General features: G+C 58.3%; 21 protein-coding genes. 13 read left to right on the plus strand and 8 right to left on the minus strand.

What is annotated here, in order from left to right; genetic code table 11:
- The 5 genes from NLU14_RS15875 to ftsY all read right to left on the minus strand — a co-directional run bounded on the left by NLU14_RS15875 (position 1) and on the right by ftsY (position 5,103).
- A complete protein-coding gene (locus tag NLU14_RS15875; RefSeq protein WP_275708276.1) occupies positions 1–915 on the minus strand; it encodes an NAD(P)-dependent oxidoreductase in 915 nt (304 codons plus the stop codon).
- A 243-nt stretch (positions 916–1,158) separates the two neighbouring features.
- On the minus strand, positions 1,159–2,028 hold the full coding sequence (rpoH, locus tag NLU14_RS15880) for an RNA polymerase sigma factor RpoH (RefSeq protein WP_275708278.1): 870 nt from the start codon (positions 2,026–2,028) through the stop codon (positions 1,159–1,161).
- 194 nt (positions 2,029–2,222) lie between these two features.
- Positions 2,223–3,221: a permease-like cell division protein FtsX gene (ftsX, locus tag NLU14_RS15885; protein WP_275708280.1), complete on the minus strand. Its 999-nt coding sequence runs from the start codon at positions 3,219–3,221 to the stop codon at positions 2,223–2,225.
- Positions 3,214–3,891 carry a cell division ATP-binding protein FtsE gene (ftsE, locus tag NLU14_RS15890; RefSeq protein WP_275708282.1) on the minus strand — a complete coding sequence of 226 codons (678 nt, stop codon included), beginning with the start codon at positions 3,889–3,891 and terminating at the stop codon, positions 3,214–3,216. The genes ftsX and ftsE overlap by 8 nt, the downstream gene beginning before the upstream one ends.
- Positions 3,892–3,897: 6 nt before the next feature.
- Entirely contained in the window at positions 3,898–5,103 is a 1,206-nt protein-coding gene (gene ftsY / locus NLU14_RS15895; RefSeq protein ID WP_275708565.1) for a signal recognition particle-docking protein FtsY, read from the minus strand.
- A 165-nt stretch (positions 5,104–5,268) separates the two neighbouring features.
- Here ftsY and rsmD point away from each other — a divergent pair, with 165 nt between their 5' ends.
- Positions 5,269–5,871 (plus strand): 16S rRNA (guanine(966)-N(2))-methyltransferase RsmD, encoded by a 603-nt coding sequence (gene rsmD, locus NLU14_RS15900; RefSeq protein WP_275708284.1) that lies wholly within the window; start codon positions 5,269–5,271, stop codon positions 5,869–5,871.
- A 5-nt stretch (positions 5,872–5,876) separates the two neighbouring features.
- Here rsmD and NLU14_RS15905 read toward each other — a convergent pair whose 3' ends face one another.
- A complete protein-coding gene (locus NLU14_RS15905; RefSeq protein ID WP_275708286.1) occupies positions 5,877–7,055 on the minus strand; it encodes a DesA family fatty acid desaturase in 1,179 nt (392 codons plus the stop codon).
- Positions 7,056–7,262: 207 nt separating this feature from the next.
- Here NLU14_RS15905 and mutM point away from each other — a divergent pair, with 207 nt between their 5' ends.
- The 7 genes from mutM (at position 7,263) to NLU14_RS15940 (ending at position 13,678) form a co-directional block, all read left to right on the plus strand.
- On the plus strand, positions 7,263–8,087 hold the full coding sequence (gene mutM / locus NLU14_RS15910; protein ID WP_275708288.1) for a bifunctional DNA-formamidopyrimidine glycosylase/DNA-(apurinic or apyrimidinic site) lyase: 825 nt from the start codon (positions 7,263–7,265) through the stop codon (positions 8,085–8,087).
- A gap of 191 nt (positions 8,088–8,278) precedes the next feature.
- A complete protein-coding gene (locus NLU14_RS15915) occupies positions 8,279–8,611 on the plus strand; it encodes a hypothetical protein (protein WP_275708290.1) in 333 nt (110 codons plus the stop codon).
- Positions 8,612–8,688: 77 nt separating this feature from the next.
- Positions 8,689–9,378 (plus strand): GMP/IMP nucleotidase, encoded by a 690-nt coding sequence (gene yrfG, locus NLU14_RS15920; protein ID WP_275708292.1) that lies wholly within the window; start codon positions 8,689–8,691, stop codon positions 9,376–9,378.
- 41 nt (positions 9,379–9,419) lie between these two features.
- Positions 9,420–9,827: a ribosome-associated heat shock protein Hsp15 gene (gene hslR / locus NLU14_RS15925; RefSeq protein ID WP_275708294.1), complete on the plus strand. Its 408-nt coding sequence runs from the start codon at positions 9,420–9,422 to the stop codon at positions 9,825–9,827.
- A gap of 61 nt (positions 9,828–9,888) precedes the next feature.
- Positions 9,889–10,743 carry an Hsp33 family molecular chaperone HslO gene (gene hslO / locus NLU14_RS15930; RefSeq protein ID WP_275708296.1) on the plus strand — a complete coding sequence of 285 codons (855 nt, stop codon included), beginning with the start codon at positions 9,889–9,891 and terminating at the stop codon, positions 10,741–10,743.
- Positions 10,744–10,921: 178 nt separating this feature from the next.
- Complete coding sequence (locus NLU14_RS15935; protein ID WP_275708298.1) at positions 10,922–12,454, plus strand: phosphoenolpyruvate carboxykinase; 1,533 nt, start codon at positions 10,922–10,924, stop codon at positions 12,452–12,454.
- Between the two features lie 465 nt (positions 12,455–12,919).
- Positions 12,920–13,678, plus strand: a complete 759-nt coding sequence (locus NLU14_RS15940; protein ID WP_275708300.1) for a FadR/GntR family transcriptional regulator — start codon at positions 12,920–12,922, stop codon at positions 13,676–13,678.
- A gap of 58 nt (positions 13,679–13,736) precedes the next feature.
- On the opposite strand, the gene NLU14_RS15945 is transcribed toward NLU14_RS15940, so the two are convergent.
- Both NLU14_RS15945 and NLU14_RS15950 read right to left on the minus strand, forming a co-directional pair.
- Positions 13,737–15,542, minus strand: coding sequence for an IlvD/Edd family dehydratase (locus tag NLU14_RS15945; protein ID WP_275708302.1), 1,806 nt, complete (start codon positions 15,540–15,542; stop codon positions 13,737–13,739).
- Positions 15,543–15,574: 32 nt separating this feature from the next.
- Positions 15,575–17,320: an IlvD/Edd family dehydratase gene (locus tag NLU14_RS15950; RefSeq protein ID WP_275708304.1), complete on the minus strand. Its 1,746-nt coding sequence runs from the start codon at positions 17,318–17,320 to the stop codon at positions 15,575–15,577.
- A 173-nt stretch (positions 17,321–17,493) separates the two neighbouring features.
- Here NLU14_RS15950 and NLU14_RS15955 point away from each other — a divergent pair, with 173 nt between their 5' ends.
- The 5 genes from NLU14_RS15955 to NLU14_RS15975 all read left to right on the plus strand — a co-directional run bounded on the left by NLU14_RS15955 (position 17,494) and on the right by NLU14_RS15975 (position 23,154).
- Entirely contained in the window at positions 17,494–18,552 is a 1,059-nt protein-coding gene (locus NLU14_RS15955) for a TRAP transporter substrate-binding protein (protein WP_275708307.1), read from the plus strand.
- Positions 18,553–18,624: 72 nt separating this feature from the next.
- The gene (locus NLU14_RS15960; RefSeq protein ID WP_275708309.1) at positions 18,625–19,233 is read left to right on the plus strand and encodes a TRAP transporter small permease subunit; all 609 of its coding nucleotides are present in this window, start codon (positions 18,625–18,627) and stop codon (positions 19,231–19,233) included.
- Positions 19,233–20,534, plus strand: a complete 1,302-nt coding sequence (locus NLU14_RS15965; protein ID WP_275708311.1) for a TRAP transporter large permease — start codon at positions 19,233–19,235, stop codon at positions 20,532–20,534. Before NLU14_RS15960 ends, NLU14_RS15965 begins: the two co-directional genes overlap by 1 nt.
- Positions 20,535–20,568: 34 nt before the next feature.
- Positions 20,569–21,555 (plus strand): AraD1 family protein, encoded by a 987-nt coding sequence (gene araD1 / locus NLU14_RS15970; protein ID WP_275708313.1) that lies wholly within the window; start codon positions 20,569–20,571, stop codon positions 21,553–21,555.
- An 18-nt stretch (positions 21,556–21,573) separates the two neighbouring features.
- Positions 21,574–23,154: an aldehyde dehydrogenase (NADP(+)) gene (locus NLU14_RS15975; protein WP_275708315.1), complete on the plus strand. Its 1,581-nt coding sequence runs from the start codon at positions 21,574–21,576 to the stop codon at positions 23,152–23,154.
- The last annotated feature ends 17 nt before the right edge of the window (positions 23,155–23,171 follow it).

The raw sequence follows: 23,171 nt of genomic DNA on the forward strand, positions 1-23,171 counted from the left end.
TTACCCCTTACGTTTGATGGCTGGTGAAGCGCCCAGCAGGGCACCATTGAGATGTTCCAACTCCAGTAACAGCCCGCAGTGGTCCACATCGCTGTGCCCATTGGCCACCAGGCTCTGGTACCCATTGTGCACCTGCTGCGCCAGCGGCAGAGTCAGCCCCTCGGACCGTGCTTCATCCAGGATCATACGCATATCCTTGAGCTGAATCCGCGCCGGCGCGCCGGGCGCAAAATCCCGGTCAATCATACGCTGGCCGTGCAACTCCAGAATCCGACTGCCGGCAAAACCACCCATCAACGCCTCCCGCACCGCAGCCGGATCAGCACCACCCTTCGCCGACAACAGCAATGCCTCCGAAACCGCACCAATGGTAATCCCCACAATCGCCTGATTCGCCAGCTTCGCCAGTTGCCCCGCCCCCACCGGACCAATCGGCGTACACTTCCCCAAAGCCTCAAAAACCGGCAGCGCCCGCTCAATATCGGCTTTCGCGCCGCCGGCCATAATACTCAGCCTTGCCTGCTCAGCGCCGACGGTACCCCCGGAAACAGGCCCATCCACATACCCGGCCCCCTGCTCCCGGGCCAGTTCCGCATGGCGCCGGGCCAGCGACGGCTGAACCGAACTCATATCAATATACACCGCCCCGGCCTTGAGCGCCGCGATGCCGCGCTGGGCTACCATCACGTCATCCACCACATCACCGTTCTCCAGCATGGTGATCACGATATCGGCACCACGGACAGCGTCTTCTGGCGAATCGGCAATGGCGGCCTCATTGGCAAAAGGCTCGCATTTGCTCGCGGTCCGGTTCCACAAAGTCATTGAATAACCGGCATCCAACAAATTCCGAACCATCGGCGAACCCATCAAGCCAATACCCAAAAAGGCGATATGCAAACGTCTCGTAGTCATGACTTTTCAGCCCCTAATTCAAATGCCGGAAGAAGTGAGTGGGCAGGCCCTTCCAAAACCGTGCGGAGCCATGGATGGCGGAGCTCGAGCCGCACAGGGACGTCTTGAGGCGTGTTTTGGAAGGGCCTGCCCACTCACTTCCGCCCCAAGGTCTGCGTTTGTTTCAAAGGATTATACAAACAAAAACGCCACCAACCCGCATCGGGTGGTGGCGTTCTGACAGAAGCCAATATTATCTCAGGCTTACGCAGCGACCTCTTCCGTCGTCATCTGCGCACGAATCTTCTTCATCGCATTCTTCTCCAACTGACGAATACGCTCAGCGGAAACACCGTACCGGTCAGCCAACTCATGCAACGTAGACTTGCTGTCTGACAACCAGCGCTCCCGCAGGATATCCTGGCTGCGCTCGTCCAACTGCCCCAGCGCCGCCATCAGACGACCATTGGAATCATCCGTCCAGTCTGACTGCTCCAGCTGGGTAGCCGGATTGCTGCGATGGTCTTCCAGGTAATAAGCCGGCGCCTGATAGGCATTGTCATCATCATCGTCCTGCGGGCCATCAAAGGCGGTATCGTGGGAGGCCAGACGACCTTCCATTTCACGCACCACCCTGGGCTCAACACCCAGATCACTGGCCACAGCATTGACCTCATCGTGGCTCAACCATGCCAGACGCTTCTTCTGGCTGCGCAGGTTAAAGAACAACTTGCGCTGGGCCTTGGTGGTAGCCACTTTCACGATGCGCCAGTTGCGCAGGATGAACTCGTGAATTTCGGCCTTGATCCAGTGCACTGCGAAGGACACCAGACGCACGCCATATTCCGGGTTGAAACGCTTGACCGCTTTCATCAGCCCCACATTGCCTTCCTGGATCAGGTCGGCCTGGGACAGGCCATAACCCGCATAACTGCGGGCAATGTGGATCACGAAGCGCAGATGCGAAAGAACCAGCTCCCGCGCGGCTTCCACATCACCGTCGTAATGCAGGCGCTCCGCAAGATCGCGCTCTTCCTCAACAGAAAGCACCGGGATACGGCTGGCCGCCTGAATATAGGACTCAAGGTTCGCGCCCGGAACCAGTCTGTCGATGACCTGTAAATTCGTACCCATGTCTTATCCTCCGAACATGACGACCGATAAATATACCAACTGTTACCTGGACCGCCAAGTATTCCGCAAGTTCCCAGCATTTCCATATAAAACGTTTTAAATCAACAAACTGGAAATATGGCTGCCTTTGCTCTCTAGCACCAACCTACGACAGGGGCAGGCGTGCCTTCAATACGGTATTTCCGAGATCGGGATCACCCGCCAGCGATTTCTCCGGGCTCGATATCATCAAGGTGGCGCTTAACGGCAACCCATGCACCCAACCAGCCTAACAGCATGGCGGCAATTATCAACGCCAGTGCGCCGTCGAAACTTAGTCCATTGAGGGAAAACTCACTGCGATAAAGCCCGGCCAGCCGTTCCACCGGTCCGCTGAGCCACCAGAGTGACAACTGCAGCAGTACCCACGCCACAACACCACCGCCAAGACCAAACCAGGCGCCCGTATACAGGAACGGCCGGCGTACGAAGGCATCGGTACCGCCTACCAGCTTCGCCACCAGAATCTCGTCGCGACGGTTTTCGATGGCCAGGCGAACGGTATTACCAATCACCAGCACAACCGCTGCCGCCAATAACAGCGCCAGCGCCCAGACCGCACGACCCAGCAGGTCCGTCATGGCGTTCAGGCGTTGCAGCCAGCCCAGATCCACCTGCACCCGCTCGACGCCATCCAACCCTTCGATCACCGTCAACAGCATGTCCACGCCATCGGCGGTACGGGAACTTTCACTGGGGGTCACCAGCAGGGTATGGGGTAGCGGGTTTCCTTCCAGATAATCCAGCGCATCCTCAAGGCCGGAAGAGGCGCGGAATTCCTCCAGCGCTGTGTCCCGGTCGATCAGTTCCACCTCCGCCACGCGGCTGTCGTCGGCCACCTCGGCTTTCAGGGCCTGTGCCTCTTCAATGGTAACTGAATCGTTCAGGTAGGCGGTCACCCGGGCGGAACTCTCCCAGCCAGCACTGACGCCTTCCAGGCTGGCCAGCAACAGCATCAGTGCCACCGGCAACGCCAGCGCCACTCCCATCACCGTCCACGTCATCATGCTGGCAACCGGGGACTTCCAGAGACGCTGTGCGCTGTCCCGGGCCACCTTGCGGTGATGGTTCAGGTAACTCTCGGCCTGTTGGCGCCAGGGGGAAAGGGCGCTTTTTGCACCACGGCTCTGCTGTTTACGGGGATTGTTAGCCATGCCGCCCTCCCGCAACGCCAGCCACTAGCCGGCCGTGGTCCAGCGTAAGGGTGCGGCGCCCAAGATCGTTGATCAGGGCAATGTCGTGGGTGGCAATCAGTACCGTGACTCCAACCTGGCTGAATTCCGTAAACAGCCGCATGATGTCGGCAGACAGCTCCGGGTCCAGGTTACCGGTGGGCTCATCCGCCAGCAGCACCGGGGGCTTGTTCACCACCGCCCGGGCAATGCCCACCCGCTGCTGCTCACCACCGGAAAGCTGCAGCGGGTTCATCTTTTCCTTGCTCAGCAACCCCACCTTATCCAGCGCAGCCCGCACACGACGGCCGATATCCCGGGCCGGTGTGCCCATCACTTCCAGGGGCATGGCGACGTTATCGAATACGGTGCGATCGAACAGCAACTGGTGGTTCTGGAACACAACGCCGATATGGCGGCGAATATAGGGCACCTGGCGGCGCGGCAGGGTATTGAGCACCTGCCCGCCCACAATCACCTCGCCGGCACTGGGGCGTTCCATCACCATAATCAGCTTCAGCAGGGTACTTTTGCCGGCACCGGAGTGACCGGTGAGAAAGGCCAGCTCGCCACGCTCCAGCCCGAAATTGACCTGGCGCAGCGCGGTATGGTCGCTGTCGTAGCGTTTGGTGACCTGGCGGAACTCGATCATCGAGGGTTACTTCTCCGGACTTTCATCGAACAGCGCCTCCACAAACGTGCGGGCATCGAAACTGCGCAGGTCGTCCACCTGCTCACCCACACCGATGTAGCGAATAGGTAGCTGCAACTGCCGGGCAATGGCGAACACAATACCACCCTTCGCCGTGCCGTCCAGTTTCGTCAGGGTAATACCGCTGACCCCCACCGCCTGCTGGAAAACCTGGGCCTGGCTCAGGGCATTCTGGCCAGTGCCGGCATCCAGCACCAACATCACTTCATGGGGTGCGGTGTCATCCAGCTTCTTCATCACCCGCACCACCTTCTCCAGCTCGCTCATCAGATTATCCTTGTTCTGAAGGCGGCCGGCCGTATCAGCAATCACCACATCCACACCACGGGACTGCGCCGACTGGACGGCATCGAAGATGACGGATGCACTGTCGGCGCCGGTATGCTGGGCCACCACGGGCACGTTGTTACGCTCGCCCCACACCTGCAACTGCTCAACCGCTGCCGCCCGGAAGGTATCCCCCGCCGCCAGCATTACCGACTTTCCGTCACGCTGGAACAGCTTGGTGAGCTTGCCGATGGTGGTGGTTTTACCCACGCCGTTCACACCCACCATCAGGATCACGTAAGGCTTCCTGGTGGCATCAATTTCCAGGGGTTTGGTCACATCCGCCAGCAGGCCATGGAGCTCGTCCCGCAACGCTTTGCGCAAAGCTTCGCCGTCCTTGAGCTGATTGCGCTCCAGCTTGTCGGTTAACGACTCAATGATTTCCGAAGTAGCAGTAACGCCCACATCCGCCATCAGCAACGTGGTTTCGATTTCCTCCAGCAGATCCTCGTCCACTTTCTTGCCGACAGAGAACAGATCGGCAAAACCGCCAGTCAGGTTGGCCCGGGTCTTCCCCAGCCCTTTACGGATACGCTCGAAAACGCTGACCTGGGGCGGCTCGGGCTTAGGTTCCGGCGCAACCGGGGCTTCAGCAGGCGCTTCCTCAACAACCTCGGATTCCTCGGGCGCTTCAGCAACCGGCGCACTATCAGGCTCTGCCTTCTCCTCCGCCCCTGCCTTGGGCGTGGCGCCTTCCTGGGGTTCCGGCTTTTTCTGGGGCACCGGCTTCGGCCGGGGAACCCGCCGACGGTTGGCCGCCACATCCAGAACAAACACTAGGACAAGAAGGGCCAGAAGGCCGATATCAATCCACTCTGCCGTCATAGTCATACCATTGGTTGTCGATTCGCGGGATAAAAGAAAGCCGGTATTCTAGCAGACTGCTTGCCCTAAGTGATGACCGCAGGTGACTCGCCCGACAAAGCTTCGTAACATGTCGCAACCTGCACCCACAGGCGCACCAAACCCGAGATCAAGAGGCCCGCTCCTATGGCGCGCAACCAGAAACCCAAGCCAGCAGGCAGTGGCGGCGAACTCCGCATCATCGGCGGCGACTGGCGCAGCCGCAAACTCCGCTTCCCCGAAGCCGGCGGCGTACGCCCCACACCGGCACGCACCCGCGAAACCCTGTTCAACTGGCTAACGTTCCACCTGGCCGGCAGCCGCTGCCTCGACCTCTTCGCCGGCTCCGGCGCCCTCGGCCTGGAAGCATTGTCCCGAGGCGCCGGAAAAACCGTCTTCGTCGACCACACCCCGGTACTCGCCCAGGCATTGCGCGGCAATCTGCGGCTACTGAAAGCAGAAAACGGAGAAGTCGCCTGCCAGAACATCGACACCTTCCTGGCCCAACCACCGGCCGAACCCTACGACATCCTGTTCATGGACCCACCGTTCAGACAAGGCTGGCTGGAAAAACTGTTCCCGATGATTGCAGATAATGGATGGGTAAAACCGGGAGGCTGGATCTACGCAGAACACGAAAGCGACATGCCAACGCCCACAGCGCCGGCCAACTGGACCCTGCACAGACAAAAAACAGCAGGCCAGGTGACCTACTGCTTGTTCAGGGTGGAAGAATCAGAAGCTACGTGAAAAAACTAGGGCGAAGGCCGAAGAGAATAAGCCCGCAAGTGCGCCGCAAAGTCCTCCAGATAGCGGATACCACTGGCCTCCGCCTCCCGGCACCACTGCATCAGCGCCTGAAGCTTATCCTGCGGCTTCAAACCACGGCGACGCCACAACTCCTGCAACTCATTGCTCTTCTCATAAATCTGCCGCAACACCGCATTGCGCTCCAGCGCCGTCTCAAGATGCTCCTTCTCCTTCGGCTTGATCAGAGTCACCTCCCGGGACAACAAACGCTTCAGACTGCTATACCGCGGACGAATCTCCTCATCCATCAACGCTTTCTGCTGGCGCAACACCGGCTCCATGACCCGCTTACGGTATTGGCGCATAATATCGAACCGGCTGTTGGTAATCGCCTGCACCGTCTCCACATCCACCTCCTGCTTACCCGGCACATAGTGCGCAATCGGCTTGAAACCCTTGGGCTTTGCCAACCCGAAGAGCTGGAACAGACGGATGTAGCCCCAACCGATATCCACTTCGTACCAGCGACGGGACAGCTTGGATGAATTGGGATAGGTATGGTGATTGTTGTGCAGCTCCTCGCCGCCAATCAGGATGCCCCAGGGCGAAATATTGCGGGCATTGTCAGCGCATTCGAAATTGCGGTAGCCCATGAAGTGGCCGATACCGTTGACCACACCAGCGGCCCATACCGGAATCCACATCATCTGCAACGCCCAGATCCAGATACCGTGAACACCGAACAGCAGCAGGTCGATCACCGCCATCAACTGGATACCCAGCAACTTGTAGCGGCTGTAAACGTTATTCTCCACCCAGTCTTCCGGGGTGCGCTGGCCATAGCGTTCGAGGGTTTCCGGCGTGCCGGCCTCATCGTACAGTTCGGCACCTTCAAACAGCACCTTGCGAATACCCAGTACCACCGGGCTGTGAGGGTCTTCCTCGGTTTCGCACTTGGCGTGGTGTTTACGGTGGATGGCCGTCCACTGTTTGGTGTTCTGCGCCGTGGTCAGCCACAGCCAGAAACGGAAAAAATGCGCCAGCACCGGATGCAGATCCAGTGAGTTGTGGGCAGAATGGCGATGCAAATAAAGCGTAACGCTGATGATTGTGATGTGGGTAAGCCCCAGCGCAACCAGAATCAGCTGCATCACCGAAAGGTCCAGAAGACCGTTGTACCACATAGAGTTTTCCTCGTTCGAAATCATAAGGTTGCAAAGTGCATGACAGGGCCCGGCAGAAAGCCTGCGGCCTGACGGATCCGGTACTGCCCAACAACCGTATCTGGCCACTTTAGCGTACACTTGTTAGCCGGAACAACCGCATTTGGACGCCAATTTGTTACTGATTACACTAATCCGTTACCGCCCGTGCCGCTGGAGAAGAATCCCTTGCCCGAATTGCCCGAAGTAGAAACCACCCGACGCGGCATCGCCCCCCATTGCGAGAACCGCACCATCACCCAGGTGACCGTGCGCGATGGTCGCCTGCGCTGGCCAGTGCCGGGCAACCTGGCGGAGTTGCTGGAAGGCGCCGTGATCCATACCGTGGACCGCCGGGCAAAATATCTGCTGATCGGAGTGAGTTCCGCCACCGTTGCAGGCTCGCTGATTGTGCACCTGGGTATGTCCGGCAGCCTGCGGGTAATTACGGATCAGAGCGAGCCCCTGCTCCATGACCATGTCGAGCTGGCACTGGACAATGGCATCCGCCTGCGCTTCAACGACCCGCGCCGTTTCGGCTGCTGGCTGTGGTCTGAAACCCCGGACCAGCACCCGTTGATCGCCAGCCTGGGGCCGGAGCCACTGGCGCCGGAATTCACCGGCCGCATGCTCTACCGGTTGTCCCGGGGCAAGAAAACACCGGTCAAATCTTTCATTATGGATAACCACGTGGTGGTGGGCGTGGGCAACATCTACGCCAACGAAGCATTGTTCAAGGCCGGCATCCACCCCCGCCGCGCCGCCGGGCGCATCAGCCTGGACCGCTACAACCGACTGGTGAACGCGATCCGCGAAACACTGAGCGCGGCCATCCTGATGGGCGGAACCACCCTGCGGGACTTCGTGAACAGCGACGGCAAGCCGGGCTACTTCGCCCAGTCGCTGCTGGTGTATGGCCGTAGCGGCGAGTTCTGCCCCGAATGCGGGCACCCGCTGAAGGAAATCCGCATGAACCAGCGCTCGACGGTTTACTGCAGCAAATGCCAGCGTTAAGCAGCTATCAGACAACTAATGAAACAGAAAAATCGTTTGAAAATACGCAAATATGATTCATAGTTAACAGAGTATCCATAATCGTAAGCTACAATGTGCGGTATATGTATCGTCAGCCGGACTAAAGGCGGGGCGACCAGCGGCCAGACCAGAATGCCGTCAAGCTAAGGTAAGCTCAGGAGAAACAAGAAATGACCGGTAAGATTTCCCACATCGTTATCACAGCCGTAGCGGTTTGCCTGCTGGCTTTTTCCTCCGTAGGTCATGCCCAGGCCATTGACGAAGAGCCCTCGGCACTGGCAATGACCGGCGATGCCCTGTTCGTACGCCCGGCCCTGTTTGCCACTACCGTTGTGGGAAGCGTGGTGTATCTTGTGTCCCTGCCCTTCTCCGCACTGGGCGGTAACGCCGCTGAAGCCGGTGAAGTGCTGGTTGTTGGCCCGGCCAAAGCCACCTTCGTGCGCTGCCTGGGTTGCACCCGCACCGGCAGGAAGCCAGACACCGTCGAGCAAAGCGGTAACTGATCCGTAAAATCCCGCCTTGCCAATTGTCGTATTCTTCGGCAGCCTGAAGTCCAATCAACTTCAGGCTGTTTCTGTTTATGGTGAACTGGCACTCACTTGATACCGTGTTTCTGGATATGGACGGGACACTGCTCGACCTGCATTTCGACAACCATTTCTGGCTTGAGCACCTGCCCAGACGTTACGCCGAGCACAACAATCTCACCCCTGAAGCAGCTCGCGATACCATTATCCCAATGATCATGGCCGAACGCGGCTCCCTGAACTGGTACTGCACCGATTACTGGAGTGACCGGCTGGACCTGGATATCACCGGCCTCAAGGCCGAAGTGGGGGAACGCATTGGCTACCGGCCCCACGTCACCGATTTTCTTGATGCCGTACGCAACGCCGGCCTGCGCTCGGTGATCGTCACCAACTGCCATCCCGACCCGCTCAGCCTGAAACTGCAGCGCACCGGCCTGGACAGCCGGGTGGACAACATCATTTCCAGCCACCAACTGGGCAAACCCAAGGAAGACCCCGCTTTCTGGCAGGACCTGGCCCGGCTTGAGGCCTACCGGCCCGCCGCCACCCTGATGGTGGACGACAGCTTCCCGGTACTGGAAAGCGCCCGCACCGCCGGCATCGCCCAGTGCCTTGCCATCCTCGCGCCAGACAGCAAACAGGCCGCCCGGGAGAGCCACCCGGACATTCCCTCGATCCATCACTTCGATGAAATCCTGCCGGCCCTGCGTCAGCGCCAGCCCCTGCCATCCGGCCAGTGAGACAGCTATACTATGGCTATACGCTCATCAGGTGAGGAGACATGACGGCAACCACCACTGACGACACCCGCGTAAGACTCGACAAATGGCTGTGGGCAGCACGCTTCTATAAAACCCGCAACCTCGCCAAACAGGCCATCGAAGGGGGCAAGGTCCACTACAACAGCCAGCGCACCAAACCCGGCAAACTGGTGGAACCCGGCGCCAAAGTCACCCTGCGACAGGGATGGCAGGAGCGCATCGTCATCGTGGACGACCTCAGCGAACGTCGTAAGGGAGCACCTGAGGCGCAAAAGCTCTACCACGAAACCGAAGACAGCGTGAAACGCCGGGAAGAGCTCTCATGGCAGCGCAAAACCATGCAGGCGGCACAATTACCACCGGCCCGACGGCCCTCCAAGAAAGACCGCCGGGACATACAGCGCTTCCGGGAACAGAACGGGCTCTAGTATTCCGTGCTTCCCGCCCCAATGATTACCGATTCCGCCTTTAACGCTCAGGAGAAAACACATGGCATCCCGGGACCAGTTCCAGCGATTTATATTTGAAGACAGCCAGGTCCGGGGAGCCTGGGTGAAGCTGAATGACAGCTACAGCGAAATCGGCAACCAGGCGCCCTATCCCGCCTCTGTGCGGCGCATGCTGGGGGAATCCCTGGTGGCCAGCGTACTGATGAGCAGCACCCTCAAGTTTGAAGGCACCCTGTCCCTGCAGGCCCAGGGCAACGGCCCGCTGCGCACCCTGATGGCCGAGTGCAGCCACGACCGCTTTATCCGTGGCCTGGCCCGCTACGACGAACACGCGGTTACCGAGGAATCACTGGACGCACTGCTGGGCGAGGGCCGTATGGCCATCACCATCTCCCCGGACAAGGGCCAGCGCTACCAGGGCGTGGTGCCCCGGGAAGAGGAAAACCTGGCCGGCTGCCTGGAAGAATACTTCGAGCGCTCCGAACAGATTCCCACCAGCTTCTTCCTGTTCGCCGACGAAACCAGCAGCGCCGGATTGATGCTGCAGAAACTGCCCGGTAACACCGAACAGGACTCCGACCTGTGGGACCGCCTCAACCATCTGGCCAGCACCGTGGAAGCCGAAGAGCTGCTGACCCTGGACAGCGAAACCGTGCTTCACCGCCTGTTCCACGAAGAAACCGTGCGTCTGTTCGACGCCGAACCTGTCGCCTTCCGTTGCAGTTGTTCAAGGGAAAGAACCCTGGGCGCGCTGGAGGCCATCGGTAAGGAAGAGTGCTACAGTATCCTCGATGAACAGGGCTCCATCGAAATGGACTGCCAGTTCTGTTACCAACACTATCGCTTCGATAGAAATGATATTGATCACCTTTTCACCGGCCATACGTTACACTGAACACCCGGCTGAACGGCCCGGAAGCCAGTCACAGAGCGGCTTCCGGGGCAGTCGTTTTTTACCGGCGTCTCTGGCATAATAGCGCGCCTGAATTGACCCGATTGCTCAGATTTCCGTCAATTTTTTTCAGGGGGGACGGCCTGGGCAATCACGATCACATCCCGAGGGCGAGGTCGAAGTGAGTAACACTTATAATGATCTGAGTGCAGCACACCTGGTTGAGCTGGCACTGGAAAGACGCGAAGGCCAACTGGCCGCAAACGGTTCCCTGGTGGTCAAAACCGGTGAACGCACGGGCCGGTCCCCGAAAGACCGCTATATCGTCGAGGAGCCAAGCACCTCTGACGACATCCACTGGGGGCCCATCAACCGCCCTTTCGACGCGGAAAAGTTCGATGCCCTCTGGGACCGCGTTGAAGCCTACATCGCCGAGAAAGACAGCTTTGTAAGCCATGTACACGTCGGCTCCGATCCCGAACACTACCTTCCGGTACGCATGACCACCGAAACCGCCTGGCAGAACCTCTTCGGCCAGAACCTGTTCATTCGCCCGGACAGCTTCAACCCGGCCGACAAGCAGGAATGGCAGATCCTCAATGCCGCCGACTTCGAATGCGTGCCCGAGCGTGATGGCACCAACAGCAACGGCTGCGTGATCATCAACTTTGCCAAGCGCAAGGTACTGCTGGCTGGCATGCACTACGCCGGCGAAATGAAAAAGGCCATGTTCTCCGTGCAGAACTTCCTGCTGCCGGAAAAAGACGTGCTGCCCATGCACTGCTCCGCCAATGTGGGCGAAGACGGCGAAACCTGCCTGTTCTTCGGCCTCTCCGGCACCGGCAAGACCACCCTCTCCGCCGACCCCGATCGTTTCCTGATCGGCGATGACGAGCATGGCTGGGGCCCCGGCACCGTTTTCAACATCGAAGGCGGCTGCTACGCCAAGTGCATCGACCTGAGCCAGAAGAACGAGCCCATCATCTGGGACGCTATCCGCTTCGGTGCCATCGTTGAAAACGTCACCATCGACCCGGAAACCCGCGAGCCGGACTACACCGACGTCTCCCTCACCGAAAACTCCCGCTGCGCCTACCCACTGGAGCACGTTGAGAAGCGCGTGATCGAAAACCGCGCCGGCGAGCCGTCACACATCGTCTTCCTGACCTGCGACATGACCGGCGTACTGCCGCCCGTGTCCATCCTCAGCAAAGAAGCTGCTGCCTACCACTTTCTCAGTGGCTACACCGCGCTGGTGGGCTCTACGGAAATGGGCTCCTCTTCCAAGCTGAAAGCCACCTTCTCCACCTGCTTCGGCGCGCCTTTCTTCCCGCGCCCGGCCGGCGTATACGCCGAACTGCTGATGAAGCGCATGGACGAGTTTGGCAGCAAGGTCTTCCTGGTAAACACCGGCTGGACCGGCGGCCCCTACGGCGTGGGCGAGCGCTTCAGCATCCCCACCACCCGTGGCATCATCGCCGCCATCCAGAATGGCGACCTGGACGACGCCGAAACCGAGCACCTGCCAACCCTGAACCTGGAAGTGCCGGTAGACGTACCAGGCGTAGACAACAACCTGCTGAACCCGCGCAACACCTGGGCCAGCAAGGAAGACTACGACGCCAAAGCCGCCGAACTGATTGGTCAGTTTGTAGAAAACTTCAAGAAGTTTGATGTTTCCGACGCCATTGTGAAGGCCGGGCCGAAAGCGTAAGCCCGCCTTTACTGAGGAAAGCGCCCTGCTCTTTGAGTACGGCGCTTTTTTTGTGCCTTATTCAAAGCGTCCCCCTAGAAGAGACTAGGCTGGGCCGTCGGGGGAGGAGGAATCGCTATCGCTGGAACTGCCATTGCACCCCGTCAGTATCAGGGCTATTGCGGTCGCGAATCCCAGGCGACCAAAAATACTCTGGGCGAAGTAAAGTAGCCCATTGGGCTCTCACATTTTAGATTGAGTGCAGAACACAGTTGCGAAAGTGGCTTTGTAGCACAAAACAAATCGCGGCTGATTGGACATAGAAAGGTAAATGCGGGCTGTTACGTCACTGTGGCGTTAGCCCCTAAAATTACCAGACAAAATCGCTCTTTCAGAAAGAACCATCAGACCTGATACAAAGGTCAACATTGACGAAATGTCCAACATACTCCACCATATGCTGAAATTTAATCGGATAGGCGGCTCGTGAAAGACAAGCAAAAGAAAATACCCTCACGGCCCAGTGTGGCCGACTTCCTGGCTGAAGCTATTTTCTCCGGCCATTACGAGCCGGGGGACTTCGTTCCCAAGGAGGTCGACCTTTGCGCGCAATTTGCCATCAACCGTTCCGCTGTACGTAGTGACCTGCGACAACTGGTGGATGTTGGTATCATTGAGCGTATCTCCGGTCATGGCTCCAAGGTCCGAGAGTATGAGGAGTGGAGAATTCTCGACCCAGCGGTGACCGATTGGATGACACGCTATGCCTCCCCCAACCCCAAAATCCAGCGTGAAATCCTCGCGTTTCGACTGGATGTCGAACCCTATGTCGCTATGACCGCCGCCAAGCGCGCCAAGGCACGCGATCTGGTGGCCATTGAGGAAGCCTTCGAGGGTATGGGGAAGAATCTGCACAATGCCAGCCGCCCGGAAGAGCGCCGTCTGCACAGCGATTATGACATTGCCTTCCATATCGCCATCTACAAGGCTACCCATAATATTGTCTGGGCCCAGCTTTCTCACATACTGCGCCCTTCGATCTACCTGGTGATCGAGAAATCCAACATCAGTGCCAGCGATCCCGAGGAAAGTCTGGAACGGCACCGCCGATTGATGGAATGCATTCGCACCCGTCGCCCCGACGAAGCCTTTCTCGCAGCCCAGAAAGTCCTTGAGGGCACTGCCCAAGCGCTAGGTATCGAGCCCCCCGAGAGTGCTCTAGGGCGCCATCTGAAAGCCATCTAACCCAGCTTCGAATATACATGACCGGCACCTTGATTGACGCCAGCCATGTCATGTTTTTTCAGTGATTGTCTCGAGGCGGGCTACGTCGGGCAACATCGCGGTACTTGGTAGCCATATCCAGCGTCATCCCCCGGTCCAAAGGCTCTATCAGGCTGCGCTGAATTTCCTGCCATGGCGTCTGGTGCGCCGGATATTGATAGCCCCCGGCGGCTTTCAGGCGCTGCCGGCGCGCTTCAAGCTCGGTATCGTCAATCAATAATCTGACTTCGCCGTTCTTCAGATCAACCCTCAAGCAGTCGCCGGTTTCAAGCAACGCCAAGCCGCCGCCGATGGCCGCTTCAGGCGAAGCGTTAAGGATTGAAGGAGAGCCCGAGGTACCCGACTGCCGGCCGTCTCCCAGGCATGGCAGCGATTCGACACCAGCCCTGATCAACGCTTCGGGAGGTTGCATATTCACAACTTCCGCCCCGCCGGGATGACCTACTGGCCCAGCTCCGCGCATGACCAGAATAGTATGAGCGTCTATTCCCAGGGCAGAATCATCGATTCGTGCGTGATAGTCTTCAGATCCATCGAATACCACCACTTTTCCCTCGAAAGCATCTGGGGAGTCAGGGTCGCTCAAGAAGCGTTGACGGAATTCACGCGAAATGACACTGGTCTTCATCAGGGCGGATTCGAAAAGGTTGCCTTTGAGATTGAGAAAACCAGCATGTTTGACTAGGGGATTGTCGTAACGCCGGATTACCTCGGGGTCGCAGGTTTCACTATGTTCAACGTTGGCTGCGATGCTGCGGCCATTGACCGTCAGGGTCTCACCATTAAGGCGTTCCGCCTTGAGCAATTCATACAGGATTGCGGGCACCCCCCCGGCGCGATAGAACTCCTCACTGAGATAGGCTCCTGCCGGTATGATATTGGCGAGCAGCGGTATTTCATGACCGAGACGCTGCCAGTCATCGTTGCTCAGTTCGACGCCCGAATGTCTGGCGATCGCGTTGATATGCACCGGCGCATTGGAAGACCCGCCCAGCGCCGAGCAAACCACGATTGCGTTCTCGAAGGCGGCTCGCGTTAGAATATCGCTGGGGCGCAGATCTTCCCATACCATCGCCACACTTCGCTGACCAGTTTCATATGCCACCGCGGCACGTTCCTTGTAGGGAGCCGGAATCATCGCCGACCCAGGAAGACTCATCCCCAACGCCTCGGCCATGGAGTTCATGGTGGAAGCGGTGCCCATGGTGTTGCAGTGGCCAATGGAAGGAGCGGAATTGGCGGTGCGGGAAAGAAACTCATCGTAATTGATGTCGCCGGCTGCCAGACGTTTGCGCAACTCCCAGATAATCGTTCCGGAACCGACACGTTCGCTGCCTCGCCACCCATTCAACATGGGACCACCCGAAAGCACGATGGCGGGAATATTGACCGTTACCGCGGCCATCAGGCAGGCCGGGGTGGTCTTGTCGCAGCCGGTGGTCAGCACCACGCCGTCCAGGGGATAACCGTGCAGGATTTCCACCAACCCCAGGTAAGCCAGGTTGCGATCCAGCGCAGCTGTCGGGCGCCGTACATTCTCGTGGATGGGATGCATGGGAAACTCGAAGGGAACCCCTCCAGCTTCACGAATACCGTCCTTGACTCTTTTCACCAGCTCTATGTGATGGCGATTGCAGGGAGTCAGGTCGGAACCGGACTGCGCGATCCCGATGATCGGCTTGCCGCTCGTCAATTCTTCCAGCGTGATGCCGTAGTTCATGTAGCGTTCGATACACAACGCGGTGGTGCCGGGGTGTTCAGGATTATCAAACCACCAGCGTGAACGTAGTTTATCGGCAGTCATTTTGTCGTTTTTTTCAGACATGGAGCCTCCAGCCCTTGAGATTTCAGCCATCCTTAATGCGAGTGCCGCGGTACATCGGCGCCACGACAGCCGACAAGGAAGTCAAAATCACAGCCTTCGTCCGCCTGTAACACATGCTCGATATATAACTGGCGATAGCCGCCGTCACTGGCGATACGCCGCGATTTTTCGGTGGGATCACTTCCGGCCAGGCGGGAAGTAAGCTCGGCATCGCTGATATCCAGATGCAAGTTACCGGCCTCACAGTCGAGTTCGATCCAATCACCTTCATGCACGGCGGCTAGAGGGCCACCGGCAGCCGCTTCCGGTGCTACGTGCAGTACCACCGTGCCGTAAGCCGTACCGCTCATGCGTGCATCCGAGATGCGCACCATGTCGGTCACGCCTTGTTCGAGCAGCTTTGACGGCAAACCCATATTGCCAACCTCGGCCATGCCGTGATAACCGCGGGGGCCACAGTTTTTCATTACCAATATGCTATTTGCGTCGACATCCAGGTCGGGGTCGTTGATGCGCGCCTTGTAATGGTCGAAATCTTCAAAGACCACCGCGCGCCCGCGATGCTTCATCAATTCAGGGCTCGCCGCTGATGGTTTGAGTACGGCACCGTTGGGAGCCAGGTTGCCGCGCAGCACACACATCCCACCATCAGCAAGCAGTGGACTATCCAGTGCGCGGATGACCTCATCATTGTAAAGCGGCGCATCCTGAACGTTTTCCCACAAAGTTCTGCCGTTGACGGTCAAGGCATCCTTATGGGGTAGGCGGTCAGCCTCTCCCAGACGCCGCAGTACCGCAGGCAGCCCTCCGGCATAGTAGAACTCCTCCATCAAAAAGCGCCCCGACGGCTGAAGGTCAACAATCGTGGGCGTGCCACGTCCGATACGAGTCCAGTCATCAAGGGCCAGATCCACACCGATACGGCCGGCAATCGCTTTGAGATGAATCACCGCATTGGTTGATCCACCAATGGCGGCATTGGTGCGAATCGCATTTTCGAAGGCTTCCCGGGTCAGTATCTTCGACAAGTTCAACTCTTCATTGACCATCTCGACGATGCGATTGCCGGATAGATGCGCCAGGACGTAGCGCCGCGAATCCACCGCCGGAATTGCGGCGTTGTGGGGCAGCGAGGTGCCTAGAGACTCTGCCATGCAAGCCATGGTCGAAGCGGTACCCATGGTGTTGCAGGTACCTGCCGAACGCGACATCCCGGCTTCCGCCGCCATGAACTCATGCATGGATATCTTGCCCGCCTTGACCTCTTCCGAAAGCTTCCAGACAACGGTGCCCGAGCCGATATCCTTGCCATTATGCTTGCCATTCAGCATTGGCCCACCGGTGACCACGATGGTGGGAATGTCGCAGCTCGCCGCACCCATCAACAACGCCGGGGTGGTCTTGTCGCACCCTACCAACAGCACCACTGCATCCATGGGATTGCCGCGAATAGCTTCTTCGACATCCATGCTCGCCAAGTTGCGAGTAAACATTGCCGTGGGTCGCAGGTTGGATTCACCATTGGAAAACACTGGGAATTCTACCGGATAGCCTCCGGCCTCCAACACCCCTTGCTTGACGTGATCCGCAAGCTTACGAAAGTGGGCATTGCACGGTGTCAATTCCGACCAGGTATTGCAGATACCGATGATCGGTTTACCTCGGAACTCGTGATCGGGAATCCCCTGGTTCTTCATCCAACTGCGATACATGAAACCATTCTTGTCCGCGGTACCAAACCATTCGGCACTGCGTAATGGACGCTGTCGCTGGGACATCGTAGTCACTCCTTAAAGGGGCACGGCCGACTAGCCCAACCCGTATATGGCGTAAATTCGCTTAAAACGGTACTCCCTCCCCCCTACTCTGTCGATACATACGAAAGTATATGTTGAACAAATAAATCTAATAGTACAACATAGAAAATGCTCGGATGGGGGTTACCCCCTCCATGAAACAACAACAACAATCTTCATCGTCGGAGAAACACATGCTTAATTCGAAATACAGCCTTCTTCTTATTGTTCCCGCTTTGTTGCTGGGGCTGTCCACAGCTCAAGCAGCCGACTACAAGTGGAAATTTCAGGCATCGGAGACGTCCGGTGAGCCGAGTTTCAAAATCAAACAGGAATGGGCCAACAAGATCACCAAGATGACCAACGACCGTGTTGAAATCGAAGTAATGCCTATCAATGCCGTGGTTGGGCCGACCGAAACCTTGTCCGCTGTCAGCGCAGGCATTCTTCAAGGACACATGACCGATCCCAGCTACTTTTCAGGACAAAACCCGGCTTTCGGCATGCTGGGTAACTTGGTGGGGGCTTGGAGTAACTCCTATGACTTCCTGGAATATATGAAATACGGCGGTGGCGAGGAGCTCTACAACGAGCTGGCTGAGCCTTATGGTGTTCACCTGATCGCTGCCGCCACTTTTCCTCTGGAATCGATCCCTTCCACCGTACCCATCGAATCTCTGGAAGATTTTGAAGGCCTGAAGATCCGCGCGCCCCAAGGCATGGTCTACAATATTTTTGAGCGCATCGGCGCGACCCCGGTCAACCTGCCCGGATCCGAAGTTTACACCGGCCTGGAGAAAGGGGTGATTGACGCCGCAGACTCCACGGTACTCTCCAACAACGATGCCATGGGCCTGCATGCGTTCGCCCCTTACCCTCTGTATCCCGGCTTCCACTCCATGCCGATGATTGCGGTATCGATCAACAAGGATATCTGGGATAGCTTGCCCGAGGAGTTGCAGGCCACCCTCAGCACTGCTTTCGATGGCATGTCCTATGACCTGATCGCACGTCTCAAGCTGCAGGATATCGAGACGCTGCAAAGGCTTCAGGAAGACCCTGACGTTCATCCCTACGACCTTTCTGCCGAAGACCGCAAGAAATTCCGTACTGCAGCGGAAGCGGAATGGAAAGAATGGGCTGGCAGAAACGAGATGACCCAGAAGATCTACGATTCGGCCACCGCCTTTTTGCGCTCGCGCAACCTTCTCTGACCCGGCGTCCTTTAACCCCAATCGACATATCGCTTGAGGTAGCCCCTCGGGCGATATGCGTAGAGACGAGCCATGCCGAAAAAAATCCCCGATACCCAAGACCGCCCTCCTGAGACCCAGGATATTTCCGACATCCTGGGAAAAGCCGAAGAGGTGTCACCCGAACGCACGGCGCTCGATCGTGTGGTTGCCCGAGGTGGCCGTGTCGCCGCCTGGCTGGTACTTCTGGCCATGGGCATCAGCGTATTGGAAGTGTTCATGCGTTACGGGTTCAACAGCCCCACTTCGTGGGTACATGAAACCGTGGTGTTTCTAATCGCCGTAATCTTCGCCCTCGGTGGGCCAGCGGCATTGGCGAAAAACAGCCATATCCGCGTCAAGGTGCTCTACGACAGCGCCGGTCCACGCCTCAAGTGCTGGATGGACCGCTTGAACGATTTCCTGACGTTGTTCTTCTGCCTGGCCATGAGCTATGCCGCTTTCCACATGTTCTGGGGCGCATCGCACAACCCGCTCGGTCAGTGGTCACTGGAGCGTTCCGGAACCTCCTGGAACCCGCCGTTTCCAGCCATGGTGAAGGGTGTGATCCTGTTCGCCCTGCTGTTGATGAGCGTTCAGGCATTGCTGCATTTGATTCAGGCAATCCGTGCTAAGCCCGTCGCCACCGAGGAGACCAACTGATGGATATCGGAACCGCGACGATTCTGATGGTGGGCGCAATCTTCGCCCTGCTGATCACCGGTCTCCCTCTCGCTTTCATTACTGGTCTGGTGGCCCTGGCCTTCACCTTCGGCTGGTTCGGTGAGATGGCGTTACCGCTGATAACGAGCCGGGTTTACGGATTCATCACCGAGTACTCGCTGGTGGCCGTACCAATGTTCGTGCTGATGGCCTCGTTGCTCGACCGTTCGGGAATCGCCAGGGATTTATTCAATGCCATGCGCGTATTCGCCGGACGTCTTCCGGGTGGCGTAGCAGTACAGACCATTGTGGTGGCATTTTTCCTCGCCGCCCTGTCGGGCATCATCGGCGGTGAAATAGTGCTGTTGGGTATCCTGGCATTGCCCCAGATGCTGCGGTTGGGTTACGACAAACGTCTATCTATTGGTGTGGTCTGCGCTGGTGGGGCCCTGGGCACCATGATGCCTCCTTCCATCGTGCTGATCATCTACGGCCTGATCGCCAGCGTTTCGATTGCCGAGCTGTTTACCGCGGCCATTACACCCGCAATAATTTTAATGGGTTCTTACATCGCCTACGTGCTGGTGCGCTGCCTGAAGAATCCTTCTCTCGGACCGCCCCTCGACGAAAACACTCAGGACAATCCTTTCACCAGCCGATTCGATGCGCTCAAGGCCATCCTGCTGCCTGGGCTGATCGCCTTCCTGGTGCTGGGCACCATCTATGGCGGTATCGCCTCGGTAACCGAGGCCGCCGCCATGGGCGTGTTCGGGGTAATACTCGCCACTCTGGTACGCGGCGAGTTCAACATAGGCATGCTGCACCACAGCCTGAGTCAGACGATGAACACCTGCGGAATGATCATCTGGATCGGTATCGGCGCCGCTGCGCTGGTGGGTGTCTACAACCTGATGGGCGGCAACAGCTTCGTCTCGGACCTGATACTCGGGCTCGATGTGGCGCCAATCATGATCATCATGGTGATGATGGCCATCATGCTGGTTCTTGGGCTGTTTCTCGACTGGATCGGCATCGCCATGCTGGCCCTGCCTATTTTCCTGCCGATCGTCATTCAGCTGGGATTCGACCCGATCTGGTTCGGCATCCTGTTCGCGGTCAACATGCAGGTCTCGTTCCTGTCTCCGCCCTTCGGTCCCGCCGCTTTCTACCTGAAAAGCGTGGCGCCGCCGGATATCAGCCTGAAGGACATTTACTTATCGGTTCTGCCGTTCATGGCTATCCAGCTGTGCGTACTGGCGACGCTGTTGCTCTGGCCGCAACTGGCGATCTGGCCTCTTTGATTCACCGGCTCATTGCCTCCAGGAGGAAATCATCATGCGATTGATTCAATGTTCACATCGGGGCCAGATCCGCTCCGCCCTGGTGGAACACGAGCAACAAGTCAGGCTTCTCGATGCCGACACCTATACCTTGGCGATGCGGGCGATCCGTAGCGGCAAGCCGTTGAGTGACATCGTCGAAGCATCAATGACCGAAGACCGACTCGACTATCAGCAGTTAATCGATGAAAAGTGCCTGCTGCCGCCGTTGACCCACTCCGACCCCGCCCATTGCCTGGTCACGGGCACCGGCCTTACTCATCTGGGCAGTGCCGATACTCGCGATGCCATGCATGCCAAAGCCAAGGCCGATGAAAGCGAAATGTCCGATTCCATGCGCATGTTCAACCTTGGCGTCGAGGGGGGCAAGCCTTCCGCCGGCGACATAGGTGCCCAACCGGAATGGTTCTACAAGGGTGACGGCAATTGCGTGGTGGCCCCGGAGACCCCGATCCCGGTACCCGGCTTCGCCAAGGACGCAGGCGAGGAACCGGAGCTGGCCGGGCTCTACGTGATCGGGAACGACGGCACACCTTGGAGGGTCGGCTACGCCATCGGCAACGAGTTCTCCGACCATGTCACCGAACGCTTCAATTATCTGTGGCTGGCGCATTCCAAGCTGCGCGCCTGTAGCTTCGGGCCGGAACTCCTGATCGGCGACCTGCCCAGGCATCTGGAAGGCAGCAGTCGCATCATGCGCAACGGCAAGACATTATGGGGAAAGCCGTTTCTAACCGGCGAGGCCAACATGTCGCATAGTCTGGCCAACCTCGAATACCACCACTTTAAATACGACAACTTTCGTCGTCCCGGGGATGTGCATGTGCATTTCTTCGGCACGGCCACCCTGAGTTTCGCTGACGGCATCAGCCCTCAAGAAGGTGATCGCTTCGATATCAGTCTGCCTGAATTCGGACGGCCGCTGCGCAACTCCCTACGTTTTGAAACGGACAATACCACCAGCGCAATTTCATCACTTTAAACACCCAAGGAGTTCATTATGACACTGGAAGGTAAATCACTGATCGGACAAAGAACCGTCGGCGGCAATACAGCGGACATCTACGCCATCGACCCCTCTAACGGCCAAAAGCTTGAGCCCCCCTATCAAGGCGGAGGACAGGCTGAAGTTGACCTGGCTTGTGGGAAAGCCTGGGCCGCCTTCGATGCCTATCGCGAGACCTCTCTTGAGGAGCGTGCGGTTTTTCTGGAAACCATCGCGACCGAAATCGAAGCCATCGGCGATGAATTGGTCGAGCGAGCAATGGCTGAAAGTGGCCTGCCCCGGCCGCGTATCGAGGGCGAACGGGGCCGCACCTGCGGCCAGCTGCGTCTATTCGCCTCCGTGGTGCGTGCCGGTGAGTGGCTCGACGTGCGCATCGACCCGGCGCTGCCGGAACGCCAGCCCATGCCCAGGGTCGACCTGCGCCAGCGACATGTCGCTACCGGCCCGGTGGCCGTCTTCGGCCCCAGCAACTTCCCGCTGGCATTTTCCGTCGCGGGAGGGGATTCCGCCTCGGCGTTAGCCGCAGGCTGCCCCGTGGTGGTCAAGGCCCATTCGGCTCATCCCGGAACATCCGAGCTTGTCGGTAAGGCAGTACAGAAGGCAGTGAAACACTGCGGTCTGCCGGAGGGTGTCTTCTCGCTCCTTTACGGTTCGGGCCGCGATCTTGGTCAGGCACTGGTCGCCGACCTACGCATCAAGGCGGTGGGCTTTACCGGCTCGCGTCAAGGCGGAACCGCGTTGATGAAGACGGCTCAGGGTCGTCCCGAACCGATCCCGGTGTATGCCGAGATGAGCAGTATCAACCCGGTCTTCCTGTTCCCGGAAGCACTCAACAACCGGGCTGATGAGATTGCCAAAACCTTCGTTGGTTCCCTCACCATGGGTGCTGGCCAGTTCTGCACCAACCCGGGCCTGGTACTCGCAGTGAAAAGTCCGGCCCTGGATACTTTCCTCGATACCGCAAGCGCCGCGGTCAAGGAGAGCGCGGCCCAGACAATGCTCACGCCGGGTACACACCAGTCCTACGAGGAAGGCGTCAATCGCTTCTCCAACCATGCCAAGGTCCGCGAAGTGGCTCGTGGTCAGCAGGGTTCCGGCCCCCACGATTGCCAGGCGGCGTTATTTCAAACCACCGCTTCCGAGTTCCTCGCTGACGAAGCATTGCAACAGGAAGAAGTGTTCGGGGCTTGTTCGCTTGTAGTGGAATGCTCAAGCAACGACGAGCTGAAGCACGTCGCCGAGAAACTCGAAGGCCAGCTCACCGCTACCCTTCATATCGACGAGGGCGACCTGACCAGTGCACATGCCCTGCTACCGACACTTGAACGCAAAGCCGGTCGTATCCTGGCCAACGGTTGGCCCACCGGCGTGGAGGTGTGTCATGCCATGGTGCATGGAGGCCCTTACCCGGCCACATCCGACTCGCGTACCACCTCGGTGGGTAGCGCGGCGATCCATCGCTTTCTGCGTCCGGTCTGCTATCAGAACCTGCCCGAGGGGCTCTTGCCCAATGCCCTGCATGGAGGCAACCCCCTGGATATAAGCCGGCTCGTGGATGGCGTGCGCGAAGCGTAAAAACAAAGCAAAACCAA

Origin of the sequence: Marinobacter iranensis (genome assembly GCF_029207565.1) — a bacterium.
Classification (GTDB): Bacteria; Pseudomonadota; Gammaproteobacteria; order Pseudomonadales; family Oleiphilaceae; genus Marinobacter; species Marinobacter iranensis.

Coding starts and splice junctions, on each gene's coding strand:
- NLU14_RS15945 (WP_275708302.1), bottom strand. CDS start 15,542: ATGTCTGAAAAAAACGACAAAATGACTGCCGATAAACTACGTTCACGC.
- yrfG (WP_275708292.1), top strand. CDS start 8,689: ATGGTGAACTGGCACTCACTTGATACCGTGTTTCTGGATATGGACGGG.
- NLU14_RS15950 (WP_275708304.1), bottom strand. CDS start 17,320: ATGTCCCAGCGACAGCGTCCATTACGCAGTGCCGAATGGTTTGGTACC.
- NLU14_RS15975 (WP_275708315.1), top strand. CDS start 21,574: ATGACACTGGAAGGTAAATCACTGATCGGACAAAGAACCGTCGGCGGC.
- NLU14_RS15960 (WP_275708309.1), top strand. CDS start 18,625: ATGCCGAAAAAAATCCCCGATACCCAAGACCGCCCTCCTGAGACCCAG.
- ftsX (WP_275708280.1), bottom strand. CDS start 3,221: ATGGCTAACAATCCCCGTAAACAGCAGAGCCGTGGTGCAAAAAGCGCC.
- rsmD (WP_275708284.1), top strand. CDS start 5,269: ATGGCGCGCAACCAGAAACCCAAGCCAGCAGGCAGTGGCGGCGAACTC.
- NLU14_RS15905 (WP_275708286.1), bottom strand. CDS start 7,055: ATGTGGTACAACGGTCTTCTGGACCTTTCGGTGATGCAGCTGATTCTG.
- araD1 (WP_275708313.1), top strand. CDS start 20,569: ATGCGATTGATTCAATGTTCACATCGGGGCCAGATCCGCTCCGCCCTG.
- NLU14_RS15915 (WP_275708290.1), top strand. CDS start 8,279: ATGACCGGTAAGATTTCCCACATCGTTATCACAGCCGTAGCGGTTTGC.
- NLU14_RS15875 (WP_275708276.1), bottom strand. CDS start 915: ATGACTACGAGACGTTTGCATATCGCCTTTTTGGGTATTGGCTTGATG.
- NLU14_RS15955 (WP_275708307.1), top strand. CDS start 17,494: ATGAAACAACAACAACAATCTTCATCGTCGGAGAAACACATGCTTAAT.
- NLU14_RS15965 (WP_275708311.1), top strand. CDS start 19,233: ATGGATATCGGAACCGCGACGATTCTGATGGTGGGCGCAATCTTCGCC.
- ftsE (WP_275708282.1), bottom strand. CDS start 3,891: ATGATCGAGTTCCGCCAGGTCACCAAACGCTACGACAGCGACCATACC.
- ftsY (WP_275708565.1), bottom strand. CDS start 5,103: ATGACGGCAGAGTGGATTGATATCGGCCTTCTGGCCCTTCTTGTCCTA.
- hslO (WP_275708296.1), top strand. CDS start 9,889: ATGGCATCCCGGGACCAGTTCCAGCGATTTATATTTGAAGACAGCCAG.
- hslR (WP_275708294.1), top strand. CDS start 9,420: ATGACGGCAACCACCACTGACGACACCCGCGTAAGACTCGACAAATGG.
- rpoH (WP_275708278.1), bottom strand. CDS start 2,028: ATGGGTACGAATTTACAGGTCATCGACAGACTGGTTCCGGGCGCGAAC.